This window comes from Streptomyces sp. NPDC020597, assembly GCF_044335095.1.
In the GTDB taxonomy this organism is placed as follows: domain Bacteria; phylum Actinomycetota; class Actinomycetes; order Streptomycetales; family Streptomycetaceae; genus Streptomyces.
On sequence record NZ_JBIRUL010000006.1, the window covers coordinates 368,442 to 383,477 of the forward strand.

At 72.6% G+C, this 15,036-nt stretch carries 13 protein-coding genes and 1 pseudogene; 9 read left to right on the forward strand and 5 right to left on the reverse strand.

Annotated features, from left to right (window positions below):
* Window positions 1-153 precede the first annotated feature (153 nt).
* Entirely contained in the window at window positions 154-891 is a 738-nt protein-coding gene (locus ACH4ZA_RS14140; RefSeq protein ID WP_398429510.1) for a class I SAM-dependent methyltransferase, read from the forward strand.
* Between the two features lie 236 nt (window positions 892-1,127).
* Window positions 1,128-1,568, forward strand: a complete 441-nt coding sequence (locus ACH4ZA_RS14145) for a DoxX family protein (RefSeq protein ID WP_398429511.1) — start codon at window positions 1,128-1,130, stop codon at window positions 1,566-1,568.
* A 132-nt stretch (window positions 1,569-1,700) separates the two neighbouring features.
* Here the strand turns inward: ACH4ZA_RS14145 and tnpA are convergent, their stop codons facing one another.
* Complete coding sequence (gene tnpA, locus ACH4ZA_RS14150) at window positions 1,701-2,117, reverse strand: IS200/IS605 family transposase (RefSeq protein ID WP_398429513.1); 417 nt, start codon at window positions 2,115-2,117, stop codon at window positions 1,701-1,703.
* A 27-nt stretch (window positions 2,118-2,144) separates the two neighbouring features.
* Here tnpA and ACH4ZA_RS14155 point away from each other — a divergent pair, with 27 nt between their 5' ends.
* Window positions 2,145-3,389, forward strand: coding sequence for an RNA-guided endonuclease InsQ/TnpB family protein (locus tag ACH4ZA_RS14155; protein ID WP_398429522.1), 1,245 nt, complete (start codon window positions 2,145-2,147; stop codon window positions 3,387-3,389).
* Window positions 3,390-3,583: 194 nt separating this feature from the next.
* A complete protein-coding gene (locus tag ACH4ZA_RS14160; protein ID WP_319276773.1) occupies window positions 3,584-4,282 on the forward strand; it encodes a uracil-DNA glycosylase in 699 nt (232 codons plus the stop codon).
* A gap of 118 nt (window positions 4,283-4,400) precedes the next feature.
* On the opposite strand, the gene ACH4ZA_RS14165 is transcribed toward ACH4ZA_RS14160, so the two are convergent.
* Window positions 4,401-5,096, reverse strand: a complete 696-nt coding sequence (locus tag ACH4ZA_RS14165; RefSeq protein ID WP_319276616.1) for a GntR family transcriptional regulator — start codon at window positions 5,094-5,096, stop codon at window positions 4,401-4,403.
* A gap of 154 nt (window positions 5,097-5,250) precedes the next feature.
* Between ACH4ZA_RS14165 and ACH4ZA_RS14170 the strand changes: the two genes are divergently transcribed.
* The 5 genes from ACH4ZA_RS14170 (at window position 5,251) to ACH4ZA_RS14190 (ending at window position 11,084) form a co-directional block, all read left to right on the forward strand.
* Window positions 5,251-6,729 (forward strand): NCS1 family nucleobase:cation symporter-1, encoded by a 1,479-nt coding sequence (locus ACH4ZA_RS14170; RefSeq protein ID WP_319276614.1) that lies wholly within the window; start codon window positions 5,251-5,253, stop codon window positions 6,727-6,729.
* Window positions 6,730-6,743: 14 nt separating this feature from the next.
* Complete coding sequence (locus ACH4ZA_RS14175) at window positions 6,744-7,490, forward strand: aspartate/glutamate racemase family protein (RefSeq protein WP_398429523.1); 747 nt, start codon at window positions 6,744-6,746, stop codon at window positions 7,488-7,490.
* A gap of 245 nt (window positions 7,491-7,735) precedes the next feature.
* Entirely contained in the window at window positions 7,736-8,113 is a 378-nt protein-coding gene (locus ACH4ZA_RS14180; protein WP_319276613.1) for a hypothetical protein, read from the forward strand.
* Window positions 8,114-8,434: 321 nt separating this feature from the next.
* Window positions 8,435-10,429 (forward strand): FUSC family protein, encoded by a 1,995-nt coding sequence (locus tag ACH4ZA_RS14185; RefSeq protein WP_398429514.1) that lies wholly within the window; start codon window positions 8,435-8,437, stop codon window positions 10,427-10,429.
* A gap of 478 nt (window positions 10,430-10,907) precedes the next feature.
* A complete protein-coding gene (locus ACH4ZA_RS14190; protein ID WP_319276610.1) occupies window positions 10,908-11,084 on the forward strand; it encodes a hypothetical protein in 177 nt (58 codons plus the stop codon).
* 58 nt (window positions 11,085-11,142) lie between these two features.
* Here ACH4ZA_RS14190 and ACH4ZA_RS14195 read toward each other — a convergent pair whose 3' ends face one another.
* From ACH4ZA_RS14195 to ACH4ZA_RS14205, 3 genes and pseudogenes are all read right to left on the reverse strand, one after another.
* Window positions 11,143-13,038: an ABC transporter ATP-binding protein gene (locus ACH4ZA_RS14195; protein WP_398429524.1), complete on the reverse strand. Its 1,896-nt coding sequence runs from the start codon at window positions 13,036-13,038 to the stop codon at window positions 11,143-11,145.
* A 262-nt stretch (window positions 13,039-13,300) separates the two neighbouring features.
* The gene (locus ACH4ZA_RS14200) at window positions 13,301-13,747 is read right to left on the reverse strand and encodes a hypothetical protein (RefSeq protein ID WP_319276608.1); all 447 of its coding nucleotides are present in this window, start codon (window positions 13,745-13,747) and stop codon (window positions 13,301-13,303) included.
* Between the two features lie 254 nt (window positions 13,748-14,001).
* Window positions 14,002-14,703, reverse strand: a pseudogene (locus ACH4ZA_RS14205) (ATP-binding protein); the annotation flags it as partial.
* Window positions 14,704-15,036 lie beyond the last annotated feature (333 nt).

Sequence of the window (15,036 nt, forward strand, 5' to 3'; positions counted from 1 at the left end):
CCCCAACGTACTCCTCCGCCCGGACGCCATCCAGAGGCCGCCGTGCGCCCTCCCGCACGCTCGAACAGCAGGCCATCCCTCGAACGGGTGAACCGGCACCGGAGCTGGAACGGCCCCCGGCAACCCGCCCGTTGGACGGGCATGACACGAGAAATGCGCCACGGACACAAGGGAACCGGCCCCGGTGCCATCACCCCGGACGGCTGCGCCGTCGAGTTCTACACCCGGCTCCCGATCGGGGACGAGCCGGACGTCGTCGCGGCGGCGGTGCCTCCCGGCGCCCGCATCCTGGAACTCGGCAGCGGCGTGGGCCGAATGACCCACGCCCTCCTGGAGCGAGGATTCACCGTCACCGCCGTCGACGAGTCCGCCGAGATGCTGGAGCGCGTCCGCGGAGCGCGGACGATATGCAGCCCGATCGAGCACCTCGACCTGGGCGAGACGTTCGACGTGGTCATGCTCGCCTCCTTCCTTGTGCACAGCGGTGACGTCGAGGTGCGGCGTGGACTGCTGCGGACCTGCTTACGTCACGTCGCCGAGGGCGGATGTGTGCTGATCCAGCGGGAGGGCGAGAACTACCACTCCGACGTACCCCGCGAGCGGGTCGACCCGAGCGGCTTCACGGTACGGGTCGTCTCTGCCGAGCCCGCAGGCGACGGCGTCCACTCCGTGCACGCGGAGTACGAGTTCCCCGACGCCGTCTGGACGCAGACCTTTCTGTCCCGGCCCCTGACCGGAGAACAGTTCGAGGAGGCACTGGCCGAAGCCGGCCTCAGGGTGGACCGGTACCTGACGGACGACAGGGTCTGGGTGCGGGTGGTGCCGATGACGGATCGGGGACCGGAGAGAAGCCGGGATGCTGCGCGGAGCAGCGGAGCCGGAGGGGCGTGAGACGCGGGCGGTACTGACGGCCGGGGAAGGAGGAGGCGAGGGAACAGGGAGCGGGCGGCGAGCGGGGCAGGGGAGCGAGAAGGGAGAGGAAGGAGCCGGGCGAGAAGGGCGAGGCGAGAACGGCGAGGATTCCGGGCGGGAAATCTCGGTGCGAGGCGATGAGTCGGGTGTCGCAGGTCGGTCTACCTCTTCGACCGGCGTGACACCACGGCGGACCGCTCACCACAGGAGATCCCATGTCCGAGACCACCGCTCCGCTCGCCGCGACCGACTCCCCCTCCGCTCCTGCCGGAGGCCGCCGCGCCCGAATCGCGCTGCGGGGCCTGCAGGTGATCCTCGCGCTGTTCTACGGCGTCGCCAGCGCGCTCCCGAAGCTGATCGCGCACCCGTCGGCCTCCGAGGCCTTCGACACGATCGGCTGGGGCAGCGTAGGCATGTACACGATCGGCGTCCTTGAACTCGCCGGTGCGATCGCCCTGCTGGTCCCGGTCCTCCAGTCCGCGGCGGCGATCGCTCTGGGGGCGCTGATGGTGGGCGCGTTCGTCGTCCAGGTCACGGTCTTCGGCGGTCAGAACGCGGCGACACCGCTCATCCTGCTGGTGCCGCTCGCGCTCATCGCCTGGACCCGACGCGAGTCGAACGCGGGGCTGCTGCGTCTTGCACGACGCTGGGTGTGACGGGGAGGGGGCGGGGGGAGGGAGGGGGGCGGCCCCCCAGATCTGGCTGACGGGTCTTACCGGGATTCTTGCAGAAAGCCCCGGCGTTCACGTCGGGGATGAATGCCTCTCAAGGCTGCTCTGACGCGCACGTTAGAGCGGACGTTTTTGCTGCTCGATGTACTGGCGGACGATCGCCAACGGTGCTCCTCCGCACGACGCGGAGAAGTACGAGGGCGACCACAGATGCCCGTGCATGATGGCGCGGTCGATCCGGCCGGTGAACTCCTGCCGTATCCGGCGGGCGGAGACGCCCTTGAGGCTGTTGACCAGCTTCGAGACGGCGACCTTGGGCGGGTAGTGCACCAGGAGGTGGACATGATCGCGTTCGCCGTTGAACTCTTTCAGCTCCGCTTCGAAGTCCTCGCACACCTTGCGCATGATCTCCTCGCAGCGTGTCAGCATCTCGTCGGTGAACACCCCACGCCGATACTTCGTCACAAAGACCAAGTGCACATGCATCGCCGAAACCACGTGCCTGCCACGCCTGTAATCATTCGGTCCATCCATGAGACCAATCGTAGTAGGATCTTGAGTGTGCAGCTCCGCTACAACTATCGGGCCTACCCGGATGCCACCCAGCGCCGTGCGCTGGCGAGCGCGTTCGGGTGCGCCCGCGTGGTGTGGAACGACTGCCTGCGCGACCGCAAGGAAGCGCACGCGGCAGGGCTGCCGTACGTGAAGTCGGCCGAGCTGTCCCGGCTACGCATCACCCAGGCCAAGCGCACCCAGGAACGTGCCTGGCTCGCCGACGTGTCGGCGGTCGTCCTGCAGCAGTCCCTGCGGGATCTGGACACCGCCTACAAGAACTTCTTCGACTCGGTCAAGGGCAAGCGGCAGGGCCGCAAAGTCAGCCCTCCCCGCTACAAGTCGAAGAAGGACGCCCGGCAGTCGATCCGTCTCAACACCAACGCCTTCTCCCTCCAGGACGATGGCACCGTGTACGTGGCCAAGGTCGGCGGCCTCAAGACCAAGTGGTCCCGCCGGCTTCCGGCCGCACCCACGTCCCTGACCGTCACCAAGGACAGCTGCGGCCGGTACTTCCTCAGCTTCGTCGTGGACACCGAGCCGGACATCCTCCCGGAAGCGGACACCGACGCCGGTATCGACCTCGGTCTGTCGGCCTTCGCGGTCCTGTCCGATGGGCGGAAGATCGACAGTCCCCGCTTCCTGCGCCGGGCTGAGAAGAAACTCAAACGCCTTCAGCGGGAACTGTCCCGCAAGGTGAAGGGATCGAAGAACCGGGCCAAGGCCCGCATCAAGGCCGCACGCCAGCACGCCAAGGTCGCCGACCGGCGCCGGGACTTTCACCACAAGGCCTCCACACAGATCATCCGCGACAGCCAAGCGGTGTACGTGGAGGACCTCGCGGTGTCCGGCCTCGGCCGCACCCGGCTCGCCAAGTCCGTGCACGACGCGGGATGGTCCGCGTTCGTCTCCATGCTGGAGTACAAGGCCATCAAGCACGGCCGCACCTTCGCCAAGGCGGACCGGGCCTTCCCGTCCTCTCAGGTCTGCTCGGCCTGCGGATTCCGGGACGGCCCCAAGCCCCTGCACGTCCGCCAGTGGACGTGCGGCACATGCGGCACCATGCACGACCGCGACCACAACGCGGCCCGCAACGTCCTGTTCGAGGGACGCCGAATCGTCGCCGCCGGACGGGCGGAGACGCTAAACGCCTGTGGAGCGCCGGCAAGACGGGCACACGTGCCCGCACAGCGCGTGGAAGCAGGAAGCCTCCGGAAGGGTCAGACGACCCAGGCTGGAATCCCTGGACTTTAGGCCAGGGAGCACGTCAACGTGGAGATATGGACGCCCCCGGCACCCCTCGCGCTCCCGGCACCCCCCGCGCCTCCGACACCGTCGGCGCTTCCGGCGCCCGCGGCGCCCGCGGCGCCCGCTCCGGTGGTTCCGGTGGTTCCGCTGCTGCCGTTCCCGGCGGCTCGCGCGGCGGGTCCGCCTCGGCTCTTGTCGCGCTGGACCGGCGTGTCGCGGGGTGTGGCGCGTGCCCTCGGCTGGTGGCCTGGCGTGAGGGGGTGGCGCGCGACAAGCGGGCGGCGTTCGCCGACTGGACGTACTGGGGTCGGCCCGTTCCCGGGTTCGGACCGGCCGACGCGCGACTGCTGATCGTCGGGCTGGCCCCGGCCGCGCACGGCGGGAACCGTACGGGGCGGATGTTCACGGGAGATCGTTCCGGGGACGTGCTGTATCGGGCGCTGTACGACGTGGGGCTGGCGTCGCAGCCGACCGCCGTCTCCGTCGACGACGGCCTCGAGCTGTACGGGGTGCGGGTCACTTCGCCGGTGCACTGTGCGCCGCCGGCGAACCGGCCCACTCCGGGGGAGCGGGACGCCTGCCGGCCCTGGTTCGTGCAGGAGTTGCGGCTCCTGAGGCCGACGTTGCGCGCGGTCGTGGTGCTCGGCGGCTTCGGCTGGCAGGCCGCGCTGCCCGCGTTCGGCGAGGCGGGCTGGGTTCTGCCGCGGCCGCGGCCCGGCTTCGCGCACGGAGCGCGGGTGCGCCTGGACGGTCTGCGCGACGGTGACGGTCTCGACGTCTTCGGCTGCTTCCACGTCAGCCAGCGCAACACCTTCACCGGTCGGCTCACCGTCGAGATGCTGCGCGATGTGCTCCGCACGGCTGCGGGAGCGGCGGGACTGGCGCAGTCCGCCGCGTAGACGTCGCGTGGGCCGATGGCTCGCGGCCGTGGCCGGCGGTCCGACGCCGGGGGGAGGCGGCCCGACGTCGGGGAGGCGATCGAAGCCGGGGAGGCTGTCGAAGCCTCGGCGGGAAGGTTCAGCCCGGTCCTTCGGGGCCGGGGCGCGTGGATGCGGACGGCTCTTCGCGGACGTCCCCGAAGAGGCGCCGCACGGTGGAGCGGTAGTTGGCCTGCACGTGATGGAGGGCGTGCGTGCGGGCGCGGTCGGGGTCGCCGGAGGCGATGGCGTCGTAGAGCTCCTGGTGTTCGGTGAGGAGCTGGGGCCATTCCTCGTTGCGTCGGGTGAGCCATTGCAGGCGTCCGGCGACGGGTTCCATGACCGAGATCAGCAAGGTGTTGCCGGCCATGGCGAGGAGACGGTCGTGGAAGCGGGTGTTGATGTCGGTGATCGTCTCGGCGTCCCCGGCTTCGGTGGCGCTCGCCGCGCGTGTCAGGAGTTCGCGCAGCTCGGCGAGGTCCTCCGGGGTGGCGCGGGTGGCGGCGAGCCCGGCGGCGTAGACCTCCAGGGCCTCGCGCAGTTCGAAGAGCTCGTTGACGTCGGTGGGGCTCAGGGGGCGTACGACGGTACGGCGCGGGGTTTCGAACAGGACGAAGCCTTCGGCCACGAGGGCCCGGATGGCTTCCCGCACCGGAACTCTGGAGACGCCGAAACGCTCGGCGAGCTCACGCTCGACGAGTCGGTCTCCGGGGCGGAGACTGCCGGCGATGATCTCCTGCCGAAGGGCGCCCAGCACCCGTTCGCGCACCGCTCCGAGCGGTTCGATCTTCGTCATGGACCCATCCTCGCCGATGCGAGAGGGCTTTTACGGGGCCGTAACGGGACGGACATCGGTCAGGACGCTTGACGGCGGGACCATGTCCGCAGTTTGGTATACCAAACGACCGGTCGTAGTCCTCCTCATCCGTCCCCTCGCCCAGGGAGGCCCCGTGTCCCTCGCCGACAGCGCCGAAGTCACCGGCGCGCCAGCGTTCGTCCCCGACCCCCGGCTCACCAACGAAGACCTCGCGCCCGCCGACAAGCGGAACTGGAAGGTCTTCGACCTCTTCGCCATGTGGATGTCGGACGTCCACAACCTCGGCAACTACACCTTCGCCGCCGGTCTGCTGGTCCTCGGCATGAACGTCTGGCAGATCTTCACGTCGCTCCTCGTGGGCTTCGTGCTCATCTACGTCGGCATGAACTGGATGGGCAGGATCGGCCAGCGGCACGGGGTGCCCTTCCCGGTCGTCAGCCGTATCAGCTTCGGAGTCTGGGGAGCCAACATCCCGGCTCTCATCCGGGCCGTGATCGCCATCATGTGGTACGGCATCCAGACCTACCTCGCCTCGGTCGCCGTCAACGTGATGCTGCTGGCGGCCTGGCCTGGCCTCGAGTCCTGGACGCACAACTCGTTCCTGGGCCTCGACGCGCTCGGCTGGGTGTCGTTCGTGTCGCTGTGGCTGATCCAGGCGCTGATCATCAGTCAGGGCATGGAGTCGGTGCGCAAGTTCCAGGACTTCTGCGGTCCGGCGATCTGGCTGGTGATGATCGCCCTGGCGGTGTGGGTGCTGTCCAAGGCCGGCTGGACCATCTCCCTCACCTCCACCCCGCACCCGGTCTCCGTGGGAGAGCAGTGGCGGCAGTGGTTCGGCGCGATCGGCCTGATCCTCGCCACCTACGGCACCCTGATGCTCAACTTCTGCGACTTCTCCCGCTTCGCCCCCGACTACCGCACGGTCCGGCGCGGCAACTTCTGGGGCCTGCCGCTCAACTCGACGGCCTTCGTGGTGGTTTCCGTGATCGTGACGGCCGGCTCGCTGGAGGTGTTCGGCGAGGCCATCACCGACCCGGCGGAACTGGTCGCCAAGGTCGGCAACACCTGGGTGCTCGTCCTGGGGGCGCTCACCTTCGCCGTCGCGACCATGGGCGTCAACATCGTGGCCAACTTCGTCTCGCCCGCCTACGACCTCGCCAACGTCTGGCCGCAGAAGATCACGTTCAAGGTCGGCGGCATGATCAGCACGGTCGCCGCCCTGGTCGTCACGCCCTGGAACCTCTTCTCCAACCCCACCGTCGTCAACTACTTCCTCGGCGGCCTCGGAGCCTTCCTCGGCCCGCTGTTCGGCGTGATCATGGTCGACTACTACTGGGTGAAGCGCGGCCGGGTCGACGTGCAGGAGCTGTTCGACGGCCGGCCCGGCTCCCGCTACTACTACCGCAAGGGCGTCAACCCCAAGGCGCTGTGGGCGTTCCTGCCCTCGGCCGCGGTCGCGGCGGTCCTCGCACTGGTGAAGACGTTCAGCGATGTCGCCCCCTACTCCTGGTTCATCGGGACGGCCCTCGGCGCGGGTCTCTACGTCCTGCTGTGCCGCGACGAGCGGACGGCCGGCGCCGCGGCCGTCACCGAGAAGCCGGTGGAGGTCTGACCGGAGTGCGGAACGTGCGGATCGTCGTCACCAACTGCAACACCACGCGGGAGATGACCGAGGAGATCGTGCGAGGCGCCCGGGCCGCGGCAGGCCCGGGCACCGCCGTGACCGGACTGACCCCCGAGTGGGGGCCCGAGTCGGCGGAGAGCTGGCTGGACAGCTATCTCTCCGCCGCGGCGGTCATGGACGCACTGCGGACCTACGCCGGAGCGCCCTACGACGCCGTGGTCATGGCCGGTTTCGGCGAGCACGGCAGGGAGGGCGTGCGGGAGTTGGTCGACGTCCCCGTCGTCGACATCACCGAGGCCGCGGCGCACCTGGCGTGTCTGCTCGGGCGCCGGTACGGGGTGGTGACCACGCTGGAGCGCTCCTGCGGCCAGATCGAGGACAGCCTGGAACTCGCCGGAGTGGGCCGTAACTGCGCCGCCGTCGTCGGCACCGGGCTCGGCGTCCTCGACCTCGGCGACGTCGAGCGCACGGAGGCGGCCTTCCTGGCCGCGGCCGAACGGTGCCGGCGGGCCGGAGCCGAGGTGCTGGTCCTCGGATGCGCCGGGATGACGGGGCTGCAGCGGGCGGTGGGCGACAAGCTGGGCGTTCCGGTCGTCGACGGGGTGGGGGCGGCGGTGAAGCTGGCGGAGGGGCTGGTGGGGCTGGGACTGACGACCAGTCGGGCGGGGAGCTTCGCGAAACCCGAGCCCAAGGAGAGGACGTGGCGGCCCGTACGGCCCCCGGGCCCGGTGCCCCGCCCGGTGACATGAGTCCGCCGGGGAGCGGCGTGGGCGTGGCCCCGGAGAGCTCTGCGACCGGCTGCCCCCGGAGTGCCTCCGCCCGTCACCCCGCCGGTGGCGCCGCCGACGCTCGTCCGCGGCGGAAAATCCGCTGGACGGAGCGGACCGTCTTCGCCAGGCTTCCTGTCATGCGCAGCAAGAACCTGGGCCGTTTCACGGCGGCGGACTTCTAGCGGGCCGCGCCGGAAGTCCCGGCGGGCCCCAGGAGGTCTGCCATGTCCCGAACCATCCATCACGTCCCTCCCCGGCATCGCGTCGAGCCCCTTGACCTGCCGGCCGGGGGCGGGCACCTCGTCACCGGGCACCGTCTCGTGGAACTCCGTTACCGCGCGGCGGACTTGGCCCGTGCGCGGCGCGAAGGGCGACGTCCGACGCCCGTACTGCTGGTCCGGGCGTTCCGCGCCCACACCTTCCCCCGGAGCCTGAACGAGAAGGTCGACGGCCCCTACGAGCGGCGTGCCCGCGCAGCCCTGGCCGTTTTCCGCTCGACCGCCCGCAACCGTCTGCGTGCGGCTCCGCCCGGCGCTCTGCTCTCCGAGGCCGAGGAGCTGGACCATCCGCCGACCCGCCACCGTCACCAGAACCTGTGGTGATGCCGACCGGCACGACGCAGGCAAGGCCGTGCGCGTGGGGGTCGACGACGATGCCGGCGCGATCCGTCCCGCCCGTGTGCCCCGCCCCGGCGGGAGGAGCGGGTGGATCGGACTGAACGACACGTTTCGGTACCAGGGGCGCTCTTCGGGCGTTGCGTTCATAAAGAACCCGGGATCGGCCGCAGCCGTCACCTCATGGCAACGCAACGGCCCCGCTCCGCACGGAACCACCGCCTACCGTGGACACCACAGTTCACCGCTGACCGCCCCGGCCGCCGTCGCCCGAAGGCGCACCCCCGCCCTCGCCCCGACAGGAGCTCCGTGTCCCCGCGCCCGCACGTTCCCGCTCGCGCACATGCCGTACTGCCGCCCTGGCTCTCCCACGCCCTGCGCACCCAGCGCGGGCCGGTCCCGTGGAGCGCGGTCACCCGCGGGGCGCTGTCGGCCGGCCCCCTTCTCCTGGCCGCCCTGCTCGCCGGGCAGCTCTCCCTCGGGGTCGTCGCCGCCATCGCCGCCATGCTCGCCGGCATCAACGACCGGCCCGGCAGCCGACGGGCCTCCGTCGAGCGGCTGGGGGCGCCCGCGTTCGCCGGAGCGGCCGGACTGCTCGTGGGCACTTACGGCGGGGACGAGTTGGGGGCCGTGGCGCTGACGGTCGTCCTGACCGGGCTCGGGCTCGTCGCCGGCGGAGTGAGCGCGATCGGGCCCGTCGCCTCCGCGGCGGGCACGCAGTTGCTGGTCGGCGCGGCGATCGGGGCCGGGATGCCGCTGCCGGAGGCGGGATGGGCGCGCGCGCTCGCCTACCTCGCGGGGGCGGGCTGGCTGCTGGCGCTGCGGCTCGCGTTGCCCACACCGGGCTCGCTGGCCGGCGACTTCCGCTTCGACGGGGAGCGGGACGCGGTGGCCCGCGTCTACGACGCCGTCGCTGACCTCCTCGACGCCGTCGGCACGGGGCGCGCCGTGGAGCGCAGGGCCGCGCTCACATCCGCCCTCGACCATGCCCAGGACGCCCTGACCGGGCCCCGGCTGCGGCGCCGCGCGGGCTCCGCGGTCGAGCGGCGGCTGCACGCCCAGTACGCCGCCGCGCTGCCGCTCGCCGAGGCCGCGACCGCGCTGGCCTGGACCGGGGAACCGCTGTCGGAACGGGCCTGGGTCGGACCCCGCAGGCTCGCGGACGCCGTGCGCCGGAACACGCACACCGGCCCGCTGCCGGCGCCCTCCCGGTCCGCCCCGGCGCTGCGCGCCCTCGACGACGCCCTGCTGCACGCCGCCGACGCCTTCGACCAGGGGCGCGGGGGCGACCTGCACACCCGGCGGCGCGGCGCACGCGACCTGCTGCGCACCGCGTTCGGGGCGGGCGGCCGCGAGTACGGGCTGCGGGTCGCTCTTTCCTTCGGCGCCGCCGTCGCCGTCGCCCAGGTCCTCCACCACTCGCACTGGTACGGGCGGCACCCGCACTGGTACTGGCTGCCCGCGACCGCCGTCTTCCTGGTGAAACCCGACCTCGGGCCGCTCGTGTCCCGGGTGCTCTGCCGGGCGGCGGGGACGGTGTTCGGTGCGCTGCTCTTCGCCGGTTTCGCCGCCGTGCTCCCCCGGCCGGAGGGGCTGGTCGCCCTGGTCGCCGTCTGCGGTGCGCTGATACCCGTCGCCACCCGGCACTTCGCCGCCCAGACCGCCGTCGCCACCGTCCTCGTACTGGCGCTGGTGATGGTCGGCGGAGAGCCGCAGGCCTCGGTCAGCCGGATCGTGGAGACCCTGCTGGCCTGCGCGATCGTCCTGATCGTCGGGCATCTGCCGATGCCGGCGGAGCGCGGCGGGCAGGTGCGCGCGCAGCTCGCCGCGGCCGCGGACGCCGCACACGCCTACCTCGCCCACGTCCTCGGCGGCTCCGGCGGCGGTTCCGATCCCGGCGGTTCCGGCGATGCCTCCGACCCGGGTGATGCCCCCGTCCGCGGCGACGCCTCCGTCCGCGGCGGCTCCGACGACCGCTCCGTCCGCTGGACGCTGCGCCGCGAGGCCTACCGCACGCTTTCCGAGGCCCGCACCGCCATCGCGCTCGCCGCCCATGAACTGCCCGCGCTCGCCCGGCACACCCAGGGCACGGACGAGGTGGCGGCCGTCCTGGAACGGCTCGTCGACACGACGACCGCCTGCGCGGTCCACCTCGACGACACCGGACGGCTCACCGCCCGGCACCGCAATCGCCTGACCGAGCTGCTCGGGGAACTCGCGGCGGGCAGCGCACGCGTGGGTCTGCCCGGCCCGGCGACCTCCCTCAGTCCCGAGACGCGGGAGAACCTCTTCGCATCGGGCTGAGGCTCCCCGCGACGCCGAAGAGCCGCGGGCGGCCCGTCGGCCACCGTCGCGGCGGACCGCCGCACAGGAGCGGCAGCCATGCGAGCGCCGGCCGGCCGGCCCGCCCCGCCTCGGCCACCGCCCCGCCTCCACTACCGCCCCGCCTGCACGACCGTCTCCTCGACCACCGGGCCGCCTCGACCGCCGGCCCCCCTCGACCACGGGCCCCTTTGACCACCGGCCCCTTTGATCACGGGCCCCCTCGACCACGGGCTGCCGTGTCCGACCGCGTGGGCTGCCGCGGGGCGGTGCGCGCCCCGCCGTCACGACACGTGCGACTGCTGACACGCCCGGTGCCGAAGATGTTCGTCGGGTGACCGGATTCTCACACTCCGCACCGAACGCGTGTCACCTATGTCTCAGTCCCGCAACCGGGCGAGGCGATCCACCCCCGCGGAGCGTTAACTCCTACACGTACGACGCTGATCGGAGGTGCGAGATGGTGAACGGGCGAACCGTGCTCGAGCGCTTTCCCGCGGGCGGGCCGCGCGGGTCGTGGCCCGCGGAGGAGTTCGCGCACGCGCGGCGCATGGAGGGACTGGCCGCCGAGGTCGTCATGGACCTCGCCACGGACACGTTCCTGGTGGTCGTGCGCGGTGCCGACGCCGCGCAGTGAGGCGCCGGCCGCCCGGTGACCGCAAGGCGGCCGGGCGCCGGCGACCCGTCGGCGCGGGTCAGCTGGACGGGGCCCGGGCCGGTGTCGGCACCGTGAACTGCTCGGCCTGCAGTGCGTACAGCTCGGCGTAGACGCCGCCGCCCGCCAGCAGCTCGTCCGGCGTCCCGGACTCCACCAGCCGGCCCTGGTCGAGGACGTGCACCAGGTCGGCGTGCCGGACCGACGCCAGCCGATGCGTGATCAGGACGACCGTCTGGCCGCTGTCGGCCAGCGCGCGGATCTTCTCGAAGACCTCCAGCTCGGCCCGGGCGTCGAGGGCCGCCGTCGGCTCGTCCACGATCAGGATGCGCCCGCGCCGGTACGCCGCCCGTGCGATGCCCAGGCGCTGCCACTGGCCGCCGGACAACTCGTGTCCGCCGCTGAAGTGCCGCGCGAGCAGGGTGTCCAGACCGCGCGGCAGATCCGCGACGACCTCCCCGGCCCCCGCCTCCGCGATCGAGGCGGCCAGCCGATCCTCGGTCAGCGGGGCGGCGGAACGCCCCACGGCGATGTTGACCCGGGCCGTGAACGGCCACCGTTTGAAGTCCTGCGCCACCATCGCGATCCGCTCGGCGAGCCGGTGCCGGTCCGCGTCGGCGGCGTCCACACCGTCCCAGAGGATCCGGCCGCGGTCCGGCTTGTACAGCCCGGCCAGCAGCTTCACCAGCGTCGTCTTGCCGGAGCCGTTCTCGCCGACCAGGGCGATGATCCGGCCCAGCGGGAGCGAGAGGGTGACGTCGTCCAGGGCGGGGCGCGCCGACTCGCCCGGATAGCCGAACGTGACGTTCTCGAAGCGGATCTCGTGCGGATCGTCCGGGAGGGCCACGCCGCCGACGGGGATCGCCCGTTCGGCCGCCTCGACGTACAGCCGCTGCAGATCGCCCACGAACAGGGCCTCCTCGTGCAGCTGGTTGACCTCCAGCACCAGGGTGTTGAGGCTCGCCGAGCCGCTGCGGATCGCGATGACGGCCGTGCCGGCCACCGCCAGCGCCATCGTGCCGGCGAACAGCAGTCCGCCGAGCGTGGCGTACGTGGCCAGCGTGGCCACGCCCGTCCAGGTCGCCGCGACGAGTCCGGTGCGGGCGGCGAGCCGGGCCAGTCGGGCCTGCTCCGCCTCGGCGGTCTCGGACATCGCGCGGAAGTGCCGCAGCAGGAACGGACCGACGCCGTGGACGCGGATCTCGGGCGCCGCCTCCGGTTCGGTGAGCAGACCGGCGATGAGGTGCCCCGCGCGCGCGTGTTGCACCCAGGTGTGGAAGGACTCGTAGCGGCGCCGGGCGTTCGTCAGGGCGCTCCACGCGCTGGGCAGGGTCATCGTCACCAGCAGCGGCAGCAGGAGCGGGTGCAGCACCGTCAGGACGCCGGCCGAGGCGATCAGCGAGATCAGCGCGTTCACCACGCGCGTGCCGTGACTGATCATGTAGCGGCTCGAACGGGCCCCGTACTGCGCTGTGTCCAGCAGCTTGTGAAAGGCGTGGTCCTCGATCGCGGCGAGCTCGACCGCGGCCGCCCGCTCCAGGTACAGCTCCGTCGCCACCCGCTCGACCTTGGGCTCCAGCCGCCCGATGGCGTACGTCGACGCGGCCCGCAGCAGAGCCGAGAGCAGGAGCACGGCGGCCATCAGCGCCAGCGCCGGGGCAGCGCCGCGCAGCCGGTCCTCGATCACGGCGCCGGAGATCAGCCGGCCGAGCACGGCGTTCATCGCGAGCAGGCCGACCGCCTGTGCCGCGCCCCGGGCGATCTCGGCGGCGAGCACGATGCGGGCGGTTCGCGGGTCGGCCTGCCGGGCCAGGCGGAGGGTGGCGGTGAGCAGGGACGGCAGCCGGATCACCATGGCCCGGAAGTTGAGCTCCAGGAAGGCGTCCCCGTGCTGGTTCCAGCCTGTGTCGTAGCGGAGCGGTCCGCCGAACAGCAGCCGCTCCGACTCGGAGACGTCACGGTCGTCGGGACGGGTCTCCCGCGTCCCCGCGCGCTGCTCCTTCTTCGTCGGACGTCCCTTTCCCGCCTGTCGTGCCTGCCTCACCGTCGCCTCCCCGATCGCGATCGCGGACGACGGCCACTATCGCGGGAGGAGGAGCCTCGGGGGCAGGGCGCAGGAGGGGGCGGACAGGACGCGCGGGCGTGCGCCGGGACGGTGGGCGGCGACGGCCGCTCGACGGAGGTCCGGGAGGTGTCTCTCAGGCGCTGATCGGCCGTGACCAGGCGGGCGTCGTGCCCGTGAGACGGCACAGGGCCAGGTACAGCGGTATGGGCGGGGTGTAGGGAAGGGTGCCGTCCGGCCGGTGGATGAGACCGGGGTCCTGCGGGGAGTCGGTGAGGAGCGCGCCCGGTGCGTAGTGTGCGGGCGCCGGCCATTCCAGCGCGTAGTCGGAGTCCGACGGGACCAGCCACCACCAGTGCGCCTGGTCGGCGTAGACGCAGCCCGTGCGCGGCAGCCGCGACATCAGCAGCGGGCCCCAACGGGCGGGGACGGAGACGGCGTCGCAGCCCAACGGGGCGGTCATGCCCTCCGGGACGGCCAGCCGGCGCGGGGGCGCGGCGGCTCGCGGGCCGCCCGGTCCGCGTTGCAGGCGCACGAGGGTGTCGAGTGTGCGCGCCGGGGCCCGGCCGGGGCCGGGACTCACGTCCTTCCCCGCTCGCGACCGTGCTCGAGCGGGTGGGGGAGCTGGGGGAGCGGGAGCGCGGCGGCGGGGAGCGCGGCCACGGGGTGGCCGGACGCCCGGCCGTGCCGTGCGTCGCGGCCCTCGACGGCGTCGTGGTCGGCCGTGCGGTGCCACTGGGGCGTCACGCGGGCGGCCAGGACGCCGGCGCCGGCCGCGGGGTGCGGGCGGGTCGCCGCCGGACCGGCCTGCGCGGGGAGTCGCTGTTCGGCGCTCTCGTCCTCGTCGGCCGGGTCGTCGCCCGTGCCCGGCTTCGGGCGGGCGCCCCAGCCGAGGTCGCCCCGCGGCGTCGCGTGGCCCGCGGACGGGCCGGCGGGGCCGGTGTGGAACGCGTCCTGGGCGTCGAGGAGGCCGCCGAGGTCGCAGGGGTGCGGCGCGATGGCGTCGAAGCCGAGGCTGTCGCAGGGTTCTGCCGGGGCGCGAGGCACGTCGGCCGTGCGCGGCAGGTCGGCCCAGACCAGCAGGCCGGGCCCGTGTTCCTGGGCGCCCCAGGAGTGACAGAGGGCTTCGACCAGGATCAGCCCCCGCCCGTGCTCCTCCTCGGGACGCTGCGGAGAGGGGTGCGGCTCACCGGGCGCGCAGCCCTGGTCGCGCACGGCTATGCGAACCAGGTCGTCGCCGTCGTGCAGTTCGCAGACGACGATGTCGCTCGCGGTGTGCACGATCGCGTTGGTGACCAGCTCGGAGACGACCAGGGCGGCGGTGTCGCAGGTGTCCTCGCACACCGACCAGCCCGTCAGCCGGGCCCTCGTCAGGCGTCTGGCCTGGGCGGGGGAACCCGGGTGGGCGGCCAGCTCGAATCGGAACCGGCGCTCGGCAGCGGCCTCGTCGGGGCCTGCTCCCGCGCTGGCACCGAGACCCTGGGGGCGGCCTGCGGCGGCGTCTGTTCCTAAAGGCGCGGACGGAATCACGCTTGCCACTATCGCCCCGCCGTGAACACTTGGCAAGTGTCACTCTGAAAAATGCAGAGTGCTGTGTGACGCGGTGGAGGGCCGTGGCACACTGCTCCGCAACAGCACGTAGAACGGCGCCGGTCGGGATCGCCGCAGACCCCTGCTCATTCGTATGGATCTGCGGACCACGTCCTCGAGTGGCGCCGTAGGGCTGTCGGGATTCTTTCGTGGACCGGCCGGGGGGGGGGGGGGGGGGGGCCGCCCCCCCCCCCCCGCCCCGGGGGGGGGGGGGGGGGGGGCCGGGCACGCGGTCCGCCCGACGCCCGGGAAACGCCGGACGGCAGCGGGGTCGCGCTCGGG